18 protein-coding genes and 1 pseudogene are annotated in these 20,349 nt (G+C 64.9%); 11 read left to right on the top strand and 8 right to left on the bottom strand.

Annotation, left to right across the window (positions count from 1 at the left end):
* Positions 1-106 precede the first annotated feature (106 nt).
* On the top strand, positions 107-622 hold the full coding sequence (locus tag IVB18_RS37800) for an N-acetyltransferase (protein ID WP_247985337.1): 516 nt from the start codon (positions 107-109) through the stop codon (positions 620-622).
* Between the two features lie 104 nt (positions 623-726).
* A pseudogene (locus tag IVB18_RS37795) lies at positions 727-1,469 on the top strand (metallophosphoesterase family protein).
* Positions 1,470-1,711: 242 nt separating this feature from the next.
* On the opposite strand, the gene IVB18_RS37790 reads toward IVB18_RS37795, so the two are convergent.
* Positions 1,712-2,620, bottom strand: coding sequence for a LysR substrate-binding domain-containing protein (locus IVB18_RS37790; RefSeq protein ID WP_247985336.1), 909 nt, complete (start codon positions 2,618-2,620; stop codon positions 1,712-1,714).
* A gap of 129 nt (positions 2,621-2,749) precedes the next feature.
* Between IVB18_RS37790 and IVB18_RS37785 the strand changes: the two genes are divergently transcribed.
* Genes IVB18_RS37785 through IVB18_RS37770 form a run of 4 tightly spaced genes read left to right on the top strand, consistent with a single transcriptional unit; the run spans position 2,750 to position 6,265 of the window.
* Positions 2,750-3,502: an amino acid ABC transporter ATP-binding protein gene (locus tag IVB18_RS37785; RefSeq protein WP_276581203.1), complete on the top strand. Its 753-nt coding sequence runs from the start codon at positions 2,750-2,752 to the stop codon at positions 3,500-3,502.
* A 15-nt stretch (positions 3,503-3,517) separates the two neighbouring features.
* Positions 3,518-4,330: an ABC transporter substrate-binding protein gene (locus IVB18_RS37780; protein ID WP_247985335.1), complete on the top strand. Its 813-nt coding sequence runs from the start codon at positions 3,518-3,520 to the stop codon at positions 4,328-4,330.
* Positions 4,331-4,347: 17 nt separating this feature from the next.
* Complete coding sequence (locus IVB18_RS37775) at positions 4,348-5,010, top strand: amino acid ABC transporter permease (protein ID WP_247985334.1); 663 nt, start codon at positions 4,348-4,350, stop codon at positions 5,008-5,010.
* Positions 4,997-6,265, top strand: coding sequence for a M20/M25/M40 family metallo-hydrolase (locus tag IVB18_RS37770; RefSeq protein ID WP_247985333.1), 1,269 nt, complete (start codon positions 4,997-4,999; stop codon positions 6,263-6,265). The genes IVB18_RS37775 and IVB18_RS37770 overlap by 14 nt, the downstream gene beginning before the upstream one ends.
* 200 nt (positions 6,266-6,465) lie before the next feature.
* Here IVB18_RS37770 and IVB18_RS37765 read toward each other — a convergent pair whose 3' ends face one another.
* The 7 genes from IVB18_RS37765 to IVB18_RS37735 form a co-directional block, all read right to left on the bottom strand.
* A complete protein-coding gene (locus tag IVB18_RS37765) occupies positions 6,466-8,832 on the bottom strand; it encodes a TonB-dependent receptor (RefSeq protein WP_247985332.1) in 2,367 nt (788 codons plus the stop codon).
* Positions 8,833-8,977: 145 nt separating this feature from the next.
* Complete coding sequence (locus IVB18_RS37760) at positions 8,978-9,376, bottom strand: DUF2946 domain-containing protein (RefSeq protein WP_247985331.1); 399 nt, start codon at positions 9,374-9,376, stop codon at positions 8,978-8,980.
* A 146-nt stretch (positions 9,377-9,522) separates the two neighbouring features.
* Positions 9,523-11,586 (bottom strand): hypothetical protein, encoded by a 2,064-nt coding sequence (locus IVB18_RS37755; protein ID WP_247985330.1) that lies wholly within the window; start codon positions 11,584-11,586, stop codon positions 9,523-9,525.
* Positions 11,583-11,756, bottom strand: a complete 174-nt coding sequence (locus tag IVB18_RS37750; RefSeq protein ID WP_247985329.1) for a hypothetical protein — start codon at positions 11,754-11,756, stop codon at positions 11,583-11,585. Before IVB18_RS37750 ends, IVB18_RS37755 begins: the two co-directional genes overlap by 4 nt.
* Positions 11,757-11,764: 8 nt before the next feature.
* Complete coding sequence (locus tag IVB18_RS37745) at positions 11,765-14,578, bottom strand: DUF4159 domain-containing protein (protein WP_247985328.1); 2,814 nt, start codon at positions 14,576-14,578, stop codon at positions 11,765-11,767.
* Positions 14,575-15,519: a DUF58 domain-containing protein gene (locus tag IVB18_RS37740; RefSeq protein ID WP_247985327.1), complete on the bottom strand. Its 945-nt coding sequence runs from the start codon at positions 15,517-15,519 to the stop codon at positions 14,575-14,577. Before IVB18_RS37740 ends, IVB18_RS37745 begins: the two co-directional genes overlap by 4 nt.
* Positions 15,519-16,517, bottom strand: a complete 999-nt coding sequence (locus IVB18_RS37735) for a MoxR family ATPase (protein WP_247985326.1) — start codon at positions 16,515-16,517, stop codon at positions 15,519-15,521. The genes IVB18_RS37740 and IVB18_RS37735 overlap by 1 nt, the downstream gene beginning before the upstream one ends.
* A 247-nt stretch (positions 16,518-16,764) precedes the next feature.
* On the opposite strand from IVB18_RS37735, the gene IVB18_RS37730 reads away from it, so the two are divergent.
* The 5 genes from IVB18_RS37730 to IVB18_RS37710 are packed head-to-tail and all read left to right on the top strand — an operon-like array spanning position 16,765 to position 20,338.
* Entirely contained in the window at positions 16,765-17,376 is a 612-nt protein-coding gene (locus tag IVB18_RS37730) for a DUF1285 domain-containing protein (protein WP_247985325.1), read from the top strand.
* Complete coding sequence (locus tag IVB18_RS37725; RefSeq protein ID WP_247985324.1) at positions 17,373-18,044, top strand: CoA pyrophosphatase; 672 nt, start codon at positions 17,373-17,375, stop codon at positions 18,042-18,044. The genes IVB18_RS37730 and IVB18_RS37725 overlap by 4 nt, the downstream gene beginning before the upstream one ends.
* Positions 18,041-18,304: a DUF6111 family protein gene (locus IVB18_RS37720; RefSeq protein WP_247985323.1), complete on the top strand. Its 264-nt coding sequence runs from the start codon at positions 18,041-18,043 to the stop codon at positions 18,302-18,304. The genes IVB18_RS37725 and IVB18_RS37720 overlap by 4 nt, the downstream gene beginning before the upstream one ends.
* A gap of 10 nt (positions 18,305-18,314) precedes the next feature.
* A complete protein-coding gene (locus tag IVB18_RS37715; protein WP_247985322.1) occupies positions 18,315-19,571 on the top strand; it encodes a CCA tRNA nucleotidyltransferase in 1,257 nt (418 codons plus the stop codon).
* Positions 19,568-20,338, top strand: coding sequence for a sulfite exporter TauE/SafE family protein (locus IVB18_RS37710; protein WP_247985321.1), 771 nt, complete (start codon positions 19,568-19,570; stop codon positions 20,336-20,338). The genes IVB18_RS37715 and IVB18_RS37710 overlap by 4 nt, the downstream gene beginning before the upstream one ends.
* The last annotated feature ends 11 nt before the right edge of the window (positions 20,339-20,349 follow it).

Here is a 20,349-nt window from a genome sequence, read left to right as displayed (position 1 = left end):
GCAGCTTCGATGGACCTTGGCGCGCCCAGATGCTATCCCGCCTGCCGTATTGACGCGTTTTCTGAACGCGAACCGGGTCCACTTCGCTCGAAAACGCCGTGATGCCATGACCGATCTCTCACTCACCATCCTTCCCGAAGCCGCCGGCGACGCCCAGGCCATCGAGCGGCTGCATGAGCGCACCTTCGGCCCCGGCCGCTTCGTGCTCAGCGCCTACCGCATCCGCGAGCACGTCGACCATCTGCTCGATCTGTCCTACACCGCGCGCATCGGCACGCTGCTGGTCGGCTCTGTCAGGCAATTACCGGTGCTGGTCGGCGAGACGCCGGCCCTGCTGCTGGGGCCGCTCACCGTCGAGCCGCCGTTCCGCGGCCGCGGCGTCGGTCGTCTGTTGATGGAGCGCGCGCTGAAGGACGCCGGCGAAAGAGGCCATCGGTTGGTGCTGCTGGTCGGCGACGAGCCCTATTACAGCCGCGTCGGATTCAAACTGGTGCCGAAGGGCCGTGTCACCATGCCCGGCCCGGTCGACGCCAGCCGCATCCTGGTGTTCGAGCTCGTCGATGGCGCCTTCGAGGGCGTGTCAGGGCCGGTGGGTCCCGACTGGTGCAAGGCGCGAAGGTAGAAGGGCCGTGCTCATCATGCCGCGGCTGTTGAAACGCAAGCCGAAATCCCGTGCTTGATCAACCGTTGCCGCTTCTGACGCGCATCCCAAACGGGGAGAGCTGAATGAAGTTTGCTGCAATCGCGGATATTCACGGGAATCGTCCGGCACTTGAGGCCGTGCTGGCGGATATAGCCGCCCTCGGTATTGGCAAGGTCGTGAACCTCGGTGATCACGTGAGCGGCCCGCTCGAGGCGGCCCGAACTGCCGATCTGCTGATTGAACGCGGCTTTCCATCTGTGCGGGGCGACCAGGATCGAATTCTCATCGAACTCTGGCAGGCGGGCAGCTCCAATCGGAGCGATTTTCGCCAGCTCGAGCGTAAGCACTTCGACTGGATGGCCAGCATGCCGCCCACGCTCATGTATCGAGAAGAGGTCTTCCTTTGCCATGGATCTCCGATGGATGATGCTGCTTTTTGGCTCGATTATGTGACGACGGAAGGCGACGTCCGAGCGAGCCCGATCGGGGTGATCGAGGCCGGGGCCGAAGGCATCAACGCCGGGGTCATCCTCTGTGGACACACTCATGTTCCGAGAGTGGTCCATTTGAGGGATGGGCGAATGATCGTGAATCCCGGCAGTGTCGGGCTGCCGGTTACGACGGGAAAGCGCCTGTTCCTTACGTGGTCGAGGTCGGCACGCCACATGCGTGCTACGCAATTCTGGAGCATACACGCGGAGGCTGGTCCGCAACTATCCGCTACGTTCCCTACGACAATGCGGCCATGGCTGCATTGGCCCGCAGCAAAGGTATGCTGACCTGGGCGAGCGCGATCGCTACCGGTTGGGTTGAACGGACGAAGTAAGTCTGCTTTTGGGCCCAAAGCGCAATAGCGGTATCCGCTCCTGCTTGGCCGTGAGAGCGATAGTGCACATCAAGCCTGCTTGATTTGCGCACACCCCAGCGTGTGTCGAGGCCCGTAGGCCCCGACTGGAGCAATGCGCGGGGCTAGAGCGGGGCGTTTGCTGATCAAGCCGAAGATGTCGGTCGTTGGGGCCACTTGACCAGGCACTGCGGTTCTGGCGCAAAGCGGAAGTGTGTGGCGGTTCAATTGCTCCGAACGCGCTGCGGCGAAGATCCGAGCTCCTTTAGACGGCTGTCGATCAAATCGAGAAATCTGGTCGCGATCAGCGATGGCCGGCGTTCGGCGGAGTGGAAGACCCCGACTTCATATTGAATGGTCGGCGCGAACGGGCGCACGGTTATGCTCTGACCAAATGACTCGGCCGTCCATGGATCAATCACGGATACAGCGCCTCCGGCAGCGACCACGGCGCAAATCGATGCGAAAAGTTCGGCCTCCCCGACGAGATTGAAGTCGGCGCCAGCCTCTGAAAACGCGCGAGCGATAGCGTGGTGAGTTGGTCGGTCTCGGCTGACGGCAAAGAACGGCAGCCCCGACAGGAGCTTCGGCGTGACCACTTCATGGGCTTCCAGTGCGTGCCCCTTGGGCAGCGCCACCACGCATGGGGCGCGATATTTGACTGCCTTGATGCCCTGATAGTCGATCGGAAGCTCGGCCAAGCCGATGTCGTAGAGCTGCGACGGAAACAGGCTTCGAACAATGTCAGAATTTCTCGTTATGAGTTTGACCGAGACGTCTTGGTGCTCCTTCACGAAGCGCGCGACAAGCGGGGGCAGCAGCGAAATTCCCGCGCTCGGATGAGATGCGATCGTCAGTCGGCCCAAGCTGCCTTTGCGAATGTTTTCAGCGGCTTGTTCGAGGTGTTCGAAGTTTCCGAGCGCCTTTGCCACATCCTCATAAAACGACAGGCCTTCATTGGTCGGTTTGAGCCGTCCGCCGCTGCGGTCAAACAGGCGAAAGCCGATAGCGTCTTCCAGTCGTCCGAGTTGGGCGCTGACGGCCGGTTGGGTCACCCCGAGCATCGCTGCCGCCTGGGTTACCGACCGGGTGTCCACCACCGCCTTGAAGGTCTCAAGAAGCTTGATATCCATTTGCATAAATTTTGGTTATTGCCATTTTGGAAGGTTTCAACGATCATTTTGACCATAGGCGTATCGCTATGGTGCCACTGAAGCAAATCCATAGCGACCGCTTTTTGCTCGACCATCAAGGGAGCCGCCGTGTCAGCCTTGCTGGAAGCCCGGGATCTGAGGAAGCGCTTTGGTGCGGCCGAGGTGCTGAGCGGTATCAGCCTGTCGCTGGCGCCTAGGGAAGTCGTCTCGGTGATCGGCCCCAGCGGCTCCGGCAAGACAACCCTGTTGCGATGTCTTGCGATGCTGGAAGCTCCATCGGACGGGGAAATCAGATTCCATGGATGCACCGTATCAAGCGCCGCGATGACGTCCGAGACCCGTCGCAACGCGCGATCGGCTCGCGCGGACATCGGCATGGTGTTTCAACATTTCAATCTATGGCCGCACAAGACGGTTCTCGGCAACATCATCGAAGCGCCGATGCTCGTCAAAGGCGTTGCCCGCGCCAAAGCAATTGGGGATGCCGAGGCCCTGCTGGGCAAGGTCGGGTTGCTCGACAAGCGCGATTCCTATCCGGCGAGGTTGTCAGGCGGACAGCAACAGCGTGTGGCGATCGCCCGTGCTTTGGCCATGACGCCCGAAATCCTCTTGTTCGACGAGCCCACGTCCGCGCTCGATCCCGAATTGCGTGGCGAGGTACTCGCCGTGATGCGGTCGCTCGCCGAAGAGGGGATGACAATGCTCGTCGTCACTCACGAGATGGGGTTCGCGCGAGATATCGGTACGCGTCTGATCTTCATGGACCGCGGCGCCGTTGTGGAAGATCGAGCACCGAAGGAATTCTTCGCTGCGCCATCGACTGATCGCGCCCGCAAGTTTCTCGACATCATCGACATGTGAACAGGGAACTTCGCCATGCTCAAATCCGGCCCAACCAACGCTCTAGCTGCCGCATTCGTGACCCTTGCGATCGGGACGGCGACCGTTCCTGCAGGCGCTCAGCAAACGCAGTCGCGGCTCTTCGAAGTCACGAAAAACAAGAAGCTGCGCGTCTGTATGTATCCGCTCTACTACGCGATCTCGTTCCGTAATCCGCAGACCAATGAATTGACGGGCCTCGACGTCGATCTTGCCAAGGAGTTGGCGGGTGACCTTGGTGCTGAGCTCCAATTCGTGGAATCGAGCTTCGGCACGTTTGTCGCCGATCTACAGGCCTCGAAATGCGAAATCGGCATGTTCGCTCTCGGCGCCACGATGAAGCGCGCCCAGGCGGTCGAATTCTCCAAGCCTTACATGCTGGCCAGCGTCTATGCCGTCGCCAAGAATGGTGGAAAGGTCAAGGCATGGGCGGATCTCGATCAGCCAGGCGTCAAGGTTGCCACCTTGCTCGGGAGCTATATCGAAGCCGTCGCGAAAGGCTATTTCAAGAACGCGGCCATCGTTTCGGTGCAGCCGCCGACGACCCGTGAAGCGGAGCTGACGGCTGGTCGGGTCGATGCCATCCTTGTCGATTACCCGACGGTGCTGCGCGCCAAGGAAGAATTCGACTGGGCCATCAGCATCGAACCACCGGAGAAGCTCGCGCCGACGTTGGTCGCCTATGCCATCTCGCCGGGCGACCAGATTTGGCTGAACTACGTCAACCTCTTCATCGACACCATCAAGCTCGATGGTCGTCTCGCGACCATCGCGAAAAAGCATAAGCTCGACCGCAGCATCGCTCCCTAAACCCAGGCAGCACCGAAATGGTCTACCAGTTCCGTTGGGATGTGATCCCGGCAAATATCGCCTTCCTGATGTCAGGCATGGAACTCACGCTTCTGCTCTCGGCCGTCACGCTGGTGCTCTCCATGATCGGCGGTCTGTTGATCGCCGGTCTGGACCTGTCGAAATACCGCGTCCTGCGTTTCATCGGTCTGGGCTTTGGGGAGATCATCCGCAACACGCCGATCCTGGTGCAGTTGCTCTGGGTCTATTATGTGCTTCCAATCGTCTTCAACTTTCAGATCGAAGCCATGACAGCCGCGATCATCGGCCTCTCGGTCTATTCATCGGCGTTCATATCCGAAGCCTATCGCGCCGGAATCCAGGCTGTTCCCAATGGACATCGCGAAGCCGCGCAGGTTCTGGGGCTGTCGCCGGCGCAGTCGTTCATACGCATCGTCCTGCCGCAGGCGATACGGATGACGTTGCCGCCGCTGGCCGCGAATTTCGTGCAGTTGATCAAATATTCGTCGCTCGCGTCCGTCATTTCCGTGAGCGAGATCACGCGCCGCGGCATGGAGTTATCAGCTACGGCATTCCGCCCACTTGAGATCTTTACGTTCATTGCCATCGTCTATTTCGCGATCTGCTGGCCGCTGGCGATGGCTATCCGCCTCTGGGAGCGCCGCCTTGCCAATCGCTGACGAACCGAAGATCCTAGTTGAGTCGCGCATTGTCGATGCGATATCGGCTGCTCGCGACCAACTCATCGAGATGTCGCGCAGTCTCATACAGGCGCCGTCGCCCAATCCACCGGGTGATGTGACTGAAGCGGCGGAGGCCGCGGAAGCATTGCTGCGAACCATTCCCGGCGTGACCATTCAGCGGATTGAGACGGCACCCGGCATCGTCAATCTGATCGGACGCTTGCCTTCCGGCAGGCCCGGTCGGCGGCTGGTTTTCAACGGGCATCTCGATACGTTTCCCATCGGGGAGAATCTGGGCTGGACGGTCTCGCCGCTTGACGGCGTCGTGAAGGATAGCAAGCTGTTCGGACGCGGCGTGTCCGACATGAAGGGTGGCATCGCCGCATCCTTGCTTGCGACGCAGATACTCGCCGCGCATCGCGACGCCTGGCGGGGAGAGATCGTCGTTACGCTCGCGGGAGACGAGGAGACGATGGGGAAGCTGGGCTCCTATCATCTGCTCGAACATTTTCCTGAAGCGGGTGGCGACGCGATGATTTCGGGTGATGTCGGCTCGCCGATGGTCGTACGTTTCGGCGAAAAGGGACTGCTTTGGGTGGAGGTAGAGGCCGAAGGCTCTCCGGCACACGGCGCGCACGTGCATAAGGGCGTAAATGCGATCGATCGATTGCGCCACGCGCTTGACGTTCTCAAGCAGTTGGAAACCTGGATACCTGACGAGCCGCCGGAACTGGTTGCTGCGATCGAGGCCGCGAAGCTGATTTCGGAGCCGCTGTCCGGGGCAGGCGAGGCCGAAACTCTGCGCCGGTTGACGGTCAATATCGGCGTCATCGAGGGGGGCGTGTCGCCGAATCTGGTGCCAACCCGTGCGATCGCAAAGGCGGATATCCGATTGCCCGTCGGGTTGCGGATCGCCGATGTCGAAGCGCATCTGACCGCGGAGATGGCGAAGCTCAACGGCGTCAAGCTGCGAATCATCCAGCGCTACGAGCCGAACTTCACGTCTCCGTCCCACGAGATTGTTCAAGCCGTTGCAAATGCGGCCGAGCAGATTCTGAATCGTAAGCCGGCGACCAACATGCGCGTCGGCGCTTCAGACGCACGGGTCTATCGCATGTTCGGCGTGCCGTCGGTGGTATTCGGTCCGACCCCTTACAACATGGGCGGTCCCGACGAGTATGTCGAACTCGACGAACTGCTCCAGGTCGCCAAGGTGCATGCCCTTGCGGCTTTGCGCTTCCTGTCGGCGTAGCCTGCTTGAATTGATCAAGAGAATGTCCGCTTGGCAGACGGTGTCACTCGAAGCTCCGCTCTGCAAGAGTCGCGGTGTAGAGCGAAAGAATGGGTGCCATGGACTGCCTCGCGCGCAGCGCGAGATGTTTTCGACATTTTTGTTGAGGATCCCAATTGGGCGAGCTGTGTCGGGGCCCGCAAGCCCCGACTGCCGCACGGCTAGAACTTGAAGTTCGCAAACGCCCGCACGCCGATGCCGGGCATCAAGACCTCGTCCTTGGTGTAGGACACCGAGTTGCGAATGCTCTCGTTGAGCAGATTGTTGCCGACGATGCCGGCAATCATCTCGCGCGCGCCGAACCAGTTCCGGTCGAGCTTGGTCTTGTAGCTCACCTCGGCCTTCAGCAGGTTGTAGCCCGGCGTCGGCGTCTCCGCGATCACGGCAACGTTGTTCTGCGCGAAGGCGTGCAACAGGTTGACGCGCATCAGCCAGTTGTCGTCGCGCCAGAACACGCCGCCACCCATCCGCAGGGGCGGAATGCGCGGCACGTTGGTGCCATCGGTGAAGGTGGCGCGCACCACGTCGAGCTGGTTCTCGATGCCCCAGATGCCGCCCTGGAATGCGCCGACGTCGAGCTGCGACTGGAATTCGCCGCCGCGGAAGTTCGCGTCCCGCTGCGAATAGACCGCCTGGTTGACCTCGGCGCCGGGTGTGCCGCACGAGGCAAAGTCGTCTTCGCACATCACACCGGTGAGACGGCGATAGATGAAGTTGTTGAAGTGCGTGTAGTAGACGGTCGCCTCGAACCGGAACGGCCCCGTCGCCTTGCGCAGGCCGACCTCGACGGACTTCGCGGTCTCGATCGTCAGGTTCGGATTGCCGATGTCGAACGTCGCGGTCGCATCATGCGCGCCGCGCGAGAACAGCTCGGCCGCTTTCGGCGCGCGCTCGACATATTGCGCGGTGATGCTGCCGACCATGCCGCCCGGCAGGTCCTGCAACAGGCCGATGCTACCGCTCTTCGGCGTGAAGGACGGATTGCGCGAAATGCCTGCCTGCGGCGTACCGTCGGGCAGGAAGTCCGCGGGAAAATCCGGCGTCGTGCCGTGCAGCTCGACATGCTCGATGCGGCCGGCGATCTGGGCTCGCGTCGCGTCCGTAAACTTGAACTCGTTGAAGGCGTAGCCGGCGACGCGGGTGCTGTTGTTGGGGTCCCACAGGCCATTGAACAGCGTGCCGGGATTGTCCGGGCTCGGCGCGCTCAATTCCTGATGGCCGACCTGGAAGCCCAGTGCCGTCGTGACCTCCGCGAAGCGCGCGTTGAACGGCATCAGCTGCACCTCGGTGCGGATCTCTTGCTCCTTGTTGGTGAAGGTCTGCCGCACGCCGTCGGTGTTCGGATCGGCGGGATCGGCGAGCCCGATCTCGTTGTGCCGATAGTCGGTCGCGCCGGCCCAGAAGCGGATGGCGTCGATCGCGGTGGCATCAGGATGGTATTCGCCCTTGACGTTGATCTTGGTCTGGTGACCGTCGATCCGCGTGTTGTGGTCGGCGCCGTCGATGCCGGGGATGTGGTAGAGCGAGTCGTTCTGCGTGATCGCCGCGCCGATATAGCCGCCCTGGAAGAAGTAAGAGCCGCCGATCGAGGCGCCGTCCGAGCGCGTTGCCGAATTGGGCTGGCGGCCGTTTGCGACGGACCGCGTCTGGTCAGCCAGGTACGGGTAGCTCGGGATGCTGTAATCCGTCGTGTTGCGGCCATAGACGTCGGCATGGAACGCAAAATTGCCGCCGCCGGTGTCGAGCAGCACGCCGCTCTCGACGCCGCGATCGACCGAGCTGAACGCGCTGCGCGTTTCAGCCGTGACGCAGGGCGACGTCGCGGCGTTCGCGAGCGGCGCCTTGACCGGCATGCCGAAACTCTGGAACGGCTGGGCCCCGCAGCTCGGCAGCGCATCCGGAATCCGATTGTTGGTGGCGCTGACGACGCCGCCGATCGAGGTCGAGCCGTAGCGCAACGCGGCCGGTCCGCGCACCACTTCGATCTGGTTGGTCGCAAGCGGATCGATCGGGACGAAATGATCCTCGCCGAGATCGGACGCGCCGCCCGAATTGGTGCCGTTCTCGACGATGCCGACGCGGTTGACGTCGAGCCCCCGGATGATCGGCCGGCTGGAGGCGCCCGGCGCGAAGCTCGAGCCGGTGATGCCGGGTTTTGAGAACAGGAGATCGCCGAGCTGACCGCCGCCCTCGCGGCGGATCTCCTCGTTCGGCACCACGGTGACGGTGGCGAACTGGTTGGTCACGATCGGCAGCACGCCCTGCTGAGGTGCGGCCGGCGGCGGAGGTGTCGGCGTGGATTCGGCGGTGCGTTCGCGGTTGCGCGCGGGCGCTGCGCGCGCGACACGGCTGGTCGTGCGGGATGGTACGACCGCTCTTCGCACGATGGGGCTGGGGGCCGTCACGGTGACGGCGGGAAGCTCGGTGGCTGCCGGCTTGTCCTGGGCCAGCACCGGAGTGGCGGCGGCGCCGAGCAGGAGCAGGCTTGCTCCGCTAAGGCGCTGCGCGCGTCGCAATTTGAGATTCATGGTCCTGATTCCAGTTAGGCGCCATCCGAAAGATTATCTGTTGATCGGAGGCGGCCTGCCATCGCGGTGCGACGGAATTCGACTTCAACGGCTCCCGGGCGATAGCCGACATGCGGCGAGCCCAGGCATGATCAAGCGTTGGGGGTCAGGACGCGGGAGGGGCGCGAGGCTGGAACGCCGTGCCGGCCGATTTCAGATGGGCGAATTCGGTGTCGGTGGTGCGGTAGAGCAGCTCGACGGCTTGTGGCAGCAGGAACAGTGGCGGCGTCGCGAACACGACGGTGCCGGCCATCGCGACCACGGCACAGATCGCGCAATTGTCGTCGCCCGGTTGCTCCCGGTCGGGGCTTCCTGGCGACTGCTTCTGGACCGCTGCGCGGTCGATCGAAGCGATCCCCTTGGTGCTGTCCGTTTGCTGGGAGTGGGCGAGAGGCGTGGCCTGCGCGAACCAGTGGCTGTGGCCGAACGTCAGCGCGAACTGCACCAGCAGCGCAAAAAGCGCGAGCCGGGCGCCGTGCCTGATATTCGACCGGAACCACTTCATCCAAACGCCCCCACATCGCGAGGCGCCAATCCCCTGACGCCGCGATGTTACAATATAACATCGCAGCAACGATGAACGGATGTCAACCGTAGGCCGATCGTCCGGCGCAGGCTGCCGGACGATGTGTCGTTCGTGCAACTAAGAGATCAGCGTCCCTCGCGAACCCAGGTCGCGGCGAATGCACCGAGCAACAGCAGGAGCCCGATCAGGCCGGCGAAGATCGGCAGCACGCCGACGCCCTTCACGACGCTGGCGTCGCGCATCCTGACGCCCATCCAGCCGTCGCCGTGGAAGACGCTCGCCGAGCGCACCGGCACGATCCGGGGCAATTCGACGCTCGCGCCGTCGACCACGCGCACGGCGTTGCCGCCGGTCGCCTGCGTCAGCGGCCTCAGGGTGTCGGTGGTGGAGGTGACTTCCGAAAACTCCTTCGGATTGGTCGGGCCGACATTGATCAGCGCCTTCAGCGTGCCGTCGGTGGCCTGCCACAGGCCGAGCTCGTTGGCCGGTAGCCTGGCGCGCCACTCGCCGGGGTCGCCGGCGCTGAGCGTCAGGTCGCGCGACACGCCGGAGGGGGAGGTCACGCTCACCGGCTGGACGCTGTCAGACATTGTCTGGCGCACCACCACGAGATCCTTGCCCTGCACCTGGAGGCGCAACGCTTCCTCGTCGAGATCGGGCTGCTTCATCAGCCAGTGCGACATCCGCCGCAGCAGATCGAGATGCGGTCCGCCGCCTTCATAGCCGCGCGCCCACAGCCAGATGTGGTCGGAGAGCAACAGCGCGACGCGCCCCTCGCCGAAGCGCGACAGGAACAAGAGCGGCTTGCCATCCACGCCCGTCATCACCGGCGGGTTGACGGAATTGCGGGTGTCGACGGTGCGAAAGAAGCGGCTCCAGCGCGGCGGCTCGCTCGCGGAGCCTTCCAGCCCGCGGGTCACGGGATGGCGTTTGCCGACGTCGGACAGATGCGCATAGAACGGCTTCTCGGTGACGCCAACCGGCTCGGCCGGCAGCACCGAATCCAGCGGCGTGCGCCAAATGCTGGTGTTGGAGGCGTAGTCGGGGCCGGCCGAGACCAGCACCGCGCCGCCGCCGCGCACATAGCGCGCGATATTGTCGAAATAGGCGATCGGCAGCACGCCCTGGCGGGCATAGCGGTCGAAGATGATCAGCTGGAATTCGTTGATCTTCTGCTGGAATAGCTCGCGGGTCGGAAACGCGATCAGCGATAATTCGTTGATCGGCGTGCCGTCCTGCTTCTCCGGCGGGCGGAGAATGGTGAAGTGCACGAGGTCGACGCTGGCGTCGGACTTGAGCAGGTTGCGCCAGGTGCGCTCGCCGGAATGCGGCTCGCCCGAGACCAGCAGCACGCGCAGCTTGTCGCGCACGCCGTCGATGGCGACGACGGCGCGGTTGTTCACCGGCGTCAGCTCCCGCTCGAGCGGCGAGGCCTCGATCTCGACGATGTTCGGCCCGGCATGCTTGATGTCGACGTCGACACTCGCGGTCTGGCCGCTCGTCAGCGTGCGCTCGTTGATGACCTCGCCGTCGCGGCGGACCGTGACCTTGGCGCGCTCGCCGCTGACGCCCTGGTCGTCGAGGCGGTAGGTGATGGTCTGGATCTGCCCGACGATGCCGAAGCGCGGCGCCGCCGTGATCGCGATGCGGCGGTCGCGCTCGTCCTTCTGTCCGGTGATCAGCGCGTGCACCGGCGCCTGGAAGCCGAGCCCAGCGGGGTTTGCCGGGATATCGTGGACGCGGCCGTCGGTGATCAGGAAGGCCCCGGCGACGCGGTCGACCGGCACATCCGACAACGCGGAGGCGAGGGCGCCGAACAATCGGGTGCCGTCGGTTTCGCCATCGGCCTGTCCGGCATCGACGACGCGGACCTCGAGGCCCTTGATCTTCTTCAGGCTGTCGACCAGCGCCTCCTGCGCCTGCGCCGCCTCGCGGTTGCGGTTGCCGAAATTCTGGCTCGGGCTCTTGTCGACGACGACGGCGGCGATCGAGGTGAGGGGATCACGATCTTCACGCGTGAAGGACGGATTGGCGAGCGCCAGCAGGAACAGCGCCAGCGCAGCCACGCGCACGGCCGCACCACGCGCACGCGCAAGCAACAGTACAACAGCAATGACGACGATCGCGGCGAGTGCGAGCCACAGGACGATCGTCGGAACCAGTGGCGTGAATGCGATGCCGTAATTCATATCGATGCTCTCTCGGCATCGTCATGCCCGGGCTTGTCCCGGGCATCCACGTTCTTCGTGCCGCGTGGCAAGGCGTGGATGGCCGGGACATAGGCGAGCGAAGCGACGCCGTCCTTTGGACGGCTAAGCCCGGCCATGACGGCTTTGTTCTGGTGGGCCTTGAGTTTCAAAACCCGCATCATTGCCCCAGCCGTTCGATCAGGGCGGGTGCGTGCACCTGGTCGGCCTTGTAGTTGCCGGTCAGCGTGTACATCACGATGTTGACGCCGGCGCGGTAGGCGAATTCGCGCTGGCGCGGCTCGCCGGGGGTAAGCGGCAGCATCGGCTGGCCGTCGGGACGGATCGCCCAAGCACCGGCAAGATCGTTCGAGGTGATGATGATCGGCGAGACGCCGTCGCCGCCGCGCGCCGGCCGCTGCGCGCTCTCGTCGTCGTCCTCGCGCGGCAGGGTTTCGACCCAGGTCTGGCCGGAGTTGAAGCGACCGGGGAAGTCGCGCAGCAGATAGAAGGTCTTGGTCAGCACGTGCTCGCGCGGCACCGGCTCGAGCTCGGGCACGTCGAGCGAGGACAGGATCTCGCGCAGCGTCCGCATCCCCGGCGTCTGTGAGGCGCCGTTGTCGCCGGGCGGCGCTTCGATCGCGTCGCGGGTGTCGAAGATGACGGTGCCGCCCTGCTTCATGTAGGCGTCGATCTTGTTGATCGCGTCCTGCGGCGGTTTTGGCGCGCCCGGCACGATCGGCCAGTAGATCAGCGGGAAGAAGGCGAGCTCGTCGCGCGCGGGATCGATGCCGACGGGATCGCCGGCCTCGAGCGCGGTGCGCTGCGCAAGGAACAGCGTCAGTCCGGACAGGCCGGCCTTGACGATGGAATCGACGTCGGCATTGCCGGTGACGACATAGGCGAGGCGGGTCTGCGACACCGCCTTCATCGCGAACTCATCCGCGGCGCTGTCGGCGCGCGACGGCGTCGGCGAGAACGACAACAGGCCCGCAAGCACCAGCCCGAGCACGATCATTGCGGGCGCGGCGCGGCGGCGCAGCAGCGCGGCGAGGCCGCCGCCCAGCACCGCGATGATGATGGCGTCGATCAGGAACAGCGCCAGCGATGTCGACAGCAGCCAGCCGCGCAAATCGCGTGGCTCGGCGTTGGTGTAGGTGGCGTGCCGGGCGCGGAGGCTCGCGGTGTTGAGCTGCGCGATGCGGTCGGCGGCGGCAAGCGTGTTCACGGCGAGCGGTCCTTCTGCCGGACCATAGAAGCCCGGCGGATGATCGGGTGTGGCGCGGTCGCGATAATCCGCGGGCAACGGCTTTGCGGTGGCAGGCGGCGGGCCGAAGGCGCCGAAGCCGTCGAGAATGTGCAGCGGCGCCACCGTCTCGGTGGTCGCTTCGCCGGCAACCCCGGCGCCGGGCTTGGCGGTGTAGCCGGACATATCGACGATCCGCCGCAGCATTTCGACGAAGGTGCCCGACATCGGCAGATCCGACCAGCGCATATCGGCGCTGACATGGAACAGGCTGACCAGGCCCTTGCCGCGATGCTCACCGGTCACCAGCGGCGTCCCGTCTTCCAGCGACGCCCAGCTCTTGGTGGCGAGCACGGCGTCGGGCTCGGCGAGAACCTGCCGGCTCACGGTGACGTCCTTCGGGACGACCTCGCCTGCAAAAGGCCCATCGGCGGCGAAGTTGGCGAGATGCTGCGGCTTCTCCCAGGTCAGGCTGCCGCCGAGCGTGCGGCCGCCCTTGCGCAGCTTGACGGGGACGAGGTCGTCTTCGGCTTGCGCGAGCCTTGGACCTGCGAACCGCACCAGCACGCCGCCCTGGTCGATCCAGGCGTTGAGGCGCTCGCGCAGCTCGGGCGCGACGGTGCCGACATCGGCCAGGATGATCATCGGCAGCTTCTGGTCGAGGAACTGCGTGATGCCCTGCTGCGGCGAGCCCTTGTCGGCCAGCCGGACGTCGGCGAACGGCGCCAGCGCCCGGGTAAGATAGAAGGTCGGCGCCAGCAGCGGCTGCGCGGTCTCGCTGGTCGCACCGGAGACGATGCCGATGGCGCGGCGACGCCAGCGCTTGTCCAGCAGTTGCACTGCGCCGGCCGAGCGCTCGCCTGAGATCTCGAGCCGCGTGATGTCGTTGCGCAGCTCGACCGGCAGATCGAACGCCGCTTCGGTTTCCTTGTCCTGCGGCCCGAACGTGTAGCGCGCCTCGCCGATCGGCGAGGCCTTCTGGTCCAGCGCGCGCACGGTGCCGGCCGTGATGCCGCTGTCGGTGCGCAGCACCTTCACCGTCATTTTCGCCGCCGCATTCTCTGCCGCGACCAGCGCCAGCGGGGAGGAGGTGCCACCTTCGAACACCGTCAAGCTGCGATCTCCGATGGTCTTGCCGAGGCCCTGCACAAATTCCTCGCCGCGGCCGGTGTCGACGCTATCCGACAGCCAGGCGATCTCGCAGTCGCCGGTGGCCTTCAGGAAACGATCGATCGTGGTGAGGGTTTCAACGCGCTCGATCGAATAGGGTTTTGGCGCGAGCTGCCGCAGCGCCACGCGCGCCGCGCCGGCCGGCATCAGCGTGATGTCGCGGTTCGGCTCGGACAAAGGCACCAGCGCGATGGCGCGGCGGTCGTTTTCGGCATTGGCGATCAACTCGTCGGCGGCCCGGATCCGGATGTCCCAGTTCGAGGCGGCGCTCCAGCCGTCGTCGAGCATGATCATCAGCGGCGCCTTGCTGCCGGCAAGCCCGGTTTGCGGATTCCAGATCGGGCCGGCGGCGGCGAAAATCACTAGCGCCGCAGCGAGCAGGCGCAGCGCGGTCAGCCACCACGGCGTCCGCGACGGCGTCTCTTCCCGCTGCGCGATGTCGAACAACAGGCGTGTCGGCGGAAACTCGATGCGGCGCGGTCGCGGCGGCATCACGCGCAGCAGCCACCACAGCACGGGCAGGCTGACGAGGCCGATCAGGAGCAGCGGTTCGGTGAAGGCGAGCGGAAATCCCATCATGCGGCCGGCCCCGCCTTGATCGTCGTCGTGCGTGCACCCGACTTGCTCACCTGCATGCCGGCATGGAGGAACAGCAGCAGTTCGGCGGCCGAACGGTCGGTCGTATGCGTCGTAAACAGCCAGTCGAGCTTGTTGGTCTCGGCGCGGATCTGGTCGCGGTGCAGCGCAAGCCGCGCGGTGTAATCCTGCGCCCAGCTCTCGGCGCGGCCGGCGGTGATCACGCCGAACCCTTCAGGCTCGACGAATTCGACGCGGCCGGAATAAGGAAATGACTCCTCGGCGGGATCGACGATCTGCACCAGCGTGCCATGGGAGCCGGAGCCGGACAGGCCTGCAAGCGTGGCCCTGATCTCCGCGATCGGCGACCAGAAATCCGACAGCACGATCGTCTCGGCCAGCGCCGAGGGCACGAAAGACGGCGGCAGGCTCAGCCGCTCGGCACTGTCATGCAGCATCGCCTGCGCCATCTTGTCGATGACGCTGCGGCTTGCTGTCGGCGCCATCAGCCCGGGAATGCCGACGCGCTCGCCGCCGGAGACGAGCAGCTCGGCCAGCGCGAAGGCGACGATCAGCGTGCGTTCGAGCTTGGATTCGCGGGCCTGTTTCGACGCGAACGTCATCGAGGGCGAACGGTCGGGCCAGATCCAGACCGTGTGCGAGGCTTCCCATTCCCGCTCGCGGACATAGAGATGGTCGTCACGGGCCGAGCGGCGCCAGTCGACGTTCTGCGACGGCTCGCCGGAGACGAAGCGTCGGTACTGCCAAAAGTTCTCGCCCGCGCCGGCGCGGCGCCGGCCGTGCAGACCGTGGAGGACGTTGGCGGCGATACGGCGGGCCTCGAGCACCAGGCGCGGCAGCGAAGCGGCGAGCGTGCGGCTTTCGCCATCGGCACGTCGGATCGCGATGATCTCCTTCGCCGTGTGCCCGTTCTCCGCTGCCATCAACCAATCCGTGTCTTCAACTGCCGGATCACCTCCGGAATCGTGCGGCCTTCGGCGCGCGCCTGGAAGGTCAGCGCCATGCGGTGCTTCAGCACGGGTTCGGCCAGGTCGAGCACGTCGTCGATCGAGGGCGCGAGCCGTCCGTCGATCAGCGCACGGGCGCGCACCGCGAGCATCAGGGATTGGCTGGCGCGCGGGCCTGGTCCCCAGGCGATGAACTTGCCGGTCTCGCCGCTGTCCGGACCCGGACGGGCCGCGCGCACCAGCGACAGGATCGCTTCCACCACGGAATCACCGACCGGCAGGCGGCGGATTAGCCGTTGCGCGGTGATTAGAGCGTCCGCGGTCATCGAGCCCCTCGCCAGCGTCGCTTCGGCGCCGGTGGTCTCGAACAGGATGCGGCGCTCGGCGTCGCGATCGGGATAGTCGACGTCGATCTCCATCAGGAAGCGGTCGAGCTGCGCTTCGGGCAGCGGATAGGTGCCTTCCTGCTCCAGCGGATTTTGTGTCGCGAGCACATGGAACGGCTTCGGCAGGTCGTGGCGCGCGCCGGCAACGGTGATGTGCTGCTCCTGCATCGCCTGCAAGAGCGCCGATTGCGTGCGCGGGCTGGCACGGTTGATTTCGTCGGCCATCAGCAGCTGCGCGAACACGGGGCCGGCGATGAAACGGAACGAGCGTTTGCCCGCGTTGCTCTCGTCGAGCACTTCGGCGCCGAGAATGTCCGAGGGCATCAGGTCGGGCGTGAACTGAACGCGCTTGGCATCGAGGCCGAGCGTGACGCCGAGCGTCTCGACCAGCTTGGTCTTGGCGAGGCCGGGCACGCCGATCAGCAGCGCATGGCCGCCGGAGAGGATGGTGACCAGCGTGTTCTCGATCACGCGATCCTGGCCGAAGATCACGGTCGCGATCGCGTCCTTCGCCGCGCGAATTTGACTCGACACCTGCTCGGCAGAACGGACGATCCCGTCCTCGAGTTTCTCGACACTTTCCGCCATCCGTCAGCTCCTTAAGTCCGCCACGCGGTTCGCATGCGTCGTCAAATCATCTCATGGCCCTATCCTAAACTTGCAGGAAGGCCATGTATTCGTTGAATTAACCTATCCCCACCTTATCGGCTTAGGGGTATGTAGGGCATCACGAAGTGGCGACCTCCACACCGGACCAATCCGGGGGTGGAACCGCGCACCGACCTACAACGTAGACCTGCACCTATTGTGCCAAATGACAAAGTCAGGGCAAACCATGGCGAACCAAGGGCAGAGCGCCGACCGTGCACTTGAGGGGCTGACTGCCGCCGCCAAAAGTGCCGGCAATTCCGAAGGCGCCAAAAAAGGTCTGCCTCCGGTGCATCTGTGGAATCCGCCGTTTTGCGGCGATCTCGACATCCGAATCGCCTCGGATGGTACATGGTTCTACCTGGGCACGCCAATCGGCCGGCCTGCGCTGGTCCGCCTGTTCTCGACGATCCTGAAGCGCGAAGGCGACAAGCATTTTCTCGTGACGCCGGTGGAGAAGGTGGGCATTCGCGTCGACGACGCGCCGTTCATGGCAGTCGAGATGCAGAAGGATGGCGAGGACAACCATCGCGTGCTCCACTTCCGCACCAATGTCGACGACTGGGTCACCTGCGATGGCTCGCACCGGCTGCGCTTCGAGCAGGTGAAGGACGGCGGGCTGACGCCCTATCTGCACGTGCGCGCCGATCTCTGGGCCAAGGTCACCCGCGCGCTCTATTACGATCTGGTTGACATGGGCGAGGAGCGGATGGTCGATGGCCAGCCGATGTTCGGCGTCGAATCGGCTGGCGAATTCTTTGCCATGGCCGATGCTGAGCAGGTGAGGACCGCGCTTTGAACAAGCCTATCCTGAGGAACGAGCCCGTCACGCTCGGAGCGGCCGATTTCTTCGCCCGCTCCACGGCGCGATTGGGCTTCGACGTTCCGCCCGGGCTCTACGATCCGAACATCATTCCGGCCTCGGGCGATCCCGGCACCGACAAGATGCTCGAGATCATCGCGCGCGAGCAGCCGGTGCGGCCGGCGGCAGTCCTGATCGCGGTGGTCGACCATCCCGAGCCCACCATCCTCCTGACCCAGCGCTCGGCGCATCTGAACGATCACGCCGGCCAGATCGCCTTTCCCGGCGGCAAGATCGACGCGACCGACACGTCCCCGCTCGATGCGGCGCTGCGCGAGGCCGAGGAAGAGATCGGGCTGTCGCGCGACTTCGTCGAGCCGATCGGCTATCTCGATCTCTACGGCACTGCGTTCGGCTTCCGCATCCTGCCCACCGTGGCCAGGGTGCGGCCGGGCTTTGAGCTCACGATCAACCATTCCGAGGTTGATGATGCGTTCGAAGTACCGCTATCCTTCCTGATGGACCCGGCGAACCACCAGGTGCACCGCAAGGAATTCCGCGGCATGGAGCGGTCCTACTACGCGATGCCGTTTGCGGAACGCTACATCTGGGGCGCGACCGCCGGAATGCTGCGTGTGCTTTATGAACGGATCTATTCGTCATGATCCGGCCGGTGCTGACCGAGATCGGAATTTTCCTCATCCCCTTTGCCGTCTATGCGCTGTTCCTGGCTGCCACCCGTTCCGGGCTGTTCGTGCAATCGTCCTGGCCGGTCACCATCGTCGCCCGCCTTGCGCTCGCGGCGCTCGTTCTGGTGATCGCAGGGCTGATCGGGTTTGCGCATTTCTCCGGTGCCGCGCCGGATTCGACCTACATTCCCGCCCATATCGAGAACGGCAAGCTCGTGCCGGGCGTGGAAAGATAGGGACCGACGGATGAGCGCAGAGCCCATACTAGCCGATGCGCCCTGGCTGACCGCAGGCGGGACGGCGCGCGTCCTGCAATTGCTCAACGCGAACGGCGAGGAGGCGCGCGTGGTCGGCGGCACCGTCCGCAACGCACTTCTGGATTTGCCGCCGGGCGACATCGACATCGCCACCACGGCGCTGCCGGAGGAAGTGGTGCGGCGCGCCAAGAGCGCCGGCATCAAGAGCGTGCCGACCGGCATCGATCATGGCACGATCACACTCGTCATCGACGGGCAGCCCTACGAAGTCACGACGCTGCGCGAGGACACCGAGACGTTCGGCCGCAAGGCCAAGGTCGCCTTCGGCCGCGACTGGGTGAAGGATGCCGAGCGTCGCGACTTCACCATGAACGGTCTCTCGGTCGATGCAGCCGGCGTCGTCTACGACTATGTCGGCGGGATCGCGGACACAGCCGCGCGGCGCGTGCGCTTCATCGGCGATCCCGACCAGCGCATCGCCGAGGATTATTTGCGCATCCTACGCTTCTTCCGCATCCACGCTGCCTTCGGCGCCGGCGAGCCCGACCGCGACGGCTATCTCGCCTGCATCCGCGGACGCGCGGGCCTTGCGGGCCTGTCGGCCGAGCGGGTGCGCATGGAAATGCTGAAATTGCTGGTCGCGGCCGGCGCGTCCGCCGCGGCGCTGGCAATGGCCGAGGCCGGATTGCTGCAAGCGCTGATCGGCGGCGTCACCTATACCGGACCGCTGTCGGCGATGATCGCGATCGAACGCGCGCTCGACGTGCCGGCGAGCGTGACCCGGCGCCTGGCCGCGCTGACGGTGGCCGTGACCGAGGATGCCAAACGCGTCGCCGCGCGGCTCCGGCTTTCCAACGTCGAAGCGAAGGCGCTGGACTCGATGGGCCATCGCTGGTGGCGCTTCGCCACCAAGGACGAGGCCAATGCGCGGCGGCTGTTGTACCGGCTGGGTGCCGAGCGCTATCACGATCGCGTGTTGCTGGGCTGGGCGCGAGGCGGCGGCGACGTGACGTCGTCGCGCTGGCGCGAGTTCGCCGAATTGCCGCAGCGCTGGGCCGCGCCGAAATTTCCGCTGAAAGCTGCCGATTTCATCGCGCGCGGCATGGCGGAAGGGCCTGCGCTCGGGCATGTGTTGACACTCGCCGAGGACGCTTGGCTTGCGGCTGATTTTCCACTAGACGAAGCCGCACTCGCTTCCATCGCAGATCAAGCTGCGGCACGCGTCAGCCGCGATCAGAGAACGTGACCATCGTCTCAGGCTTCGCCGACATCTCGATCTCCGGGCTTCTGCTGGTCGCGTTGATGGCGTTGTTTGCTTCGATCATCGGTGGTCTGGCCGGCTACGGCACCGGCGCGCTGATGCCGCTGGTCCTGGTGCCGCTTGTCGGCGCCGAGCCCGTGGTGCCGATCATCGCGATCTCCGCGATCTTCACCAATTCCAGCCGTGCACTCGCCTATGTCCGTTATGCCGACCGCCGCCGCGCGCTGATCGTGCTCGCCTGCGCGGCGCTGACGACGGCGCTTGGCGCCTACGGCTATACGCGGCTCACCAATGCAGGCGCAGCGCTCGTGATCGGTTCCATGCTGATCCTGAGCGTGCCGCTGCGCCGCGTGCTCCGCCGCCGCCAGGTCAAGATCGGCGACACCGGCCTTGCTGCCGGCTCCGTCGGTTATGGCGTGCTCGTTGGCGGCACCTCCGGCTCCGGCGTGATCCTGCTCTCGCTGCTGATGGCCGCCGGCCTCGAAGGCGCCGCCGTGATCGCGACCGATGCGATGATCTCGCTCGGCACCGGCCTTATCAAGATCTCGGTGTTCGGCTTGGCCGGCGCCGTGACCGCGCAGGTGCTCGCCTTCGCACTGCTGATCGGCGGGATAGCGATACCCGGCGCATTCCTCGCAAAGGCTTTCGTCGAGCGGATGCCGGTGCATATCCACACAGCGATCCTCGACGTCGCCGTGATCACGGGCGGGCTGGTGATGATCTCGGCTGCGGCGAAGCAACTCATCGCGTAGATGCCCCCGGC

This window comes from Bradyrhizobium sp. 186 (assembly GCF_023101685.1).
GTDB lineage: Bacteria > Pseudomonadota > Alphaproteobacteria > Rhizobiales > Xanthobacteraceae > Bradyrhizobium.
The sequence above is the reverse complement of the archived record's forward strand: the minus strand, read 5'-3'. Positions and strand labels throughout refer to the sequence as shown.

Bases quoted from the DNA above. Each gene is read 5' to 3' on its own strand.
- IVB18_RS37800 (WP_247985337.1), top strand. From the start codon at position 107: ATGACCGATCTCTCACTCACCATCCTTCCCGAAGCCGCCGGCGACGCC.
- IVB18_RS37790 (WP_247985336.1), bottom strand. From the start codon at position 2,620: ATGGATATCAAGCTTCTTGAGACCTTCAAGGCGGTGGTGGACACCCGG.
- IVB18_RS37780 (WP_247985335.1), top strand. From the start codon at position 3,518: ATGCTCAAATCCGGCCCAACCAACGCTCTAGCTGCCGCATTCGTGACC.
- IVB18_RS37775 (WP_247985334.1), top strand. From the start codon at position 4,348: ATGGTCTACCAGTTCCGTTGGGATGTGATCCCGGCAAATATCGCCTTC.
- IVB18_RS37765 (WP_247985332.1), bottom strand. From the start codon at position 8,832: ATGAATCTCAAATTGCGACGCGCGCAGCGCCTTAGCGGAGCAAGCCTG.
- IVB18_RS37760 (WP_247985331.1), bottom strand. From the start codon at position 9,376: ATGAAGTGGTTCCGGTCGAATATCAGGCACGGCGCCCGGCTCGCGCTT.
- IVB18_RS37755 (WP_247985330.1), bottom strand. From the start codon at position 11,586: ATGAATTACGGCATCGCATTCACGCCACTGGTTCCGACGATCGTCCTG.
- IVB18_RS37745 (WP_247985328.1), bottom strand. From the start codon at position 14,578: ATGATGGGATTTCCGCTCGCCTTCACCGAACCGCTGCTCCTGATCGGC.
- IVB18_RS37740 (WP_247985327.1), bottom strand. From the start codon at position 15,519: ATGGCAGCGGAGAACGGGCACACGGCGAAGGAGATCATCGCGATCCGA.
- IVB18_RS37735 (WP_247985326.1), bottom strand. From the start codon at position 16,517: ATGGCGGAAAGTGTCGAGAAACTCGAGGACGGGATCGTCCGTTCTGCC.
- IVB18_RS37730 (WP_247985325.1), top strand. From the start codon at position 16,765: ATGGCGAACCAAGGGCAGAGCGCCGACCGTGCACTTGAGGGGCTGACT.
- IVB18_RS37720 (WP_247985323.1), top strand. From the start codon at position 18,041: ATGATCCGGCCGGTGCTGACCGAGATCGGAATTTTCCTCATCCCCTTT.
- IVB18_RS37715 (WP_247985322.1), top strand. From the start codon at position 18,315: ATGAGCGCAGAGCCCATACTAGCCGATGCGCCCTGGCTGACCGCAGGC.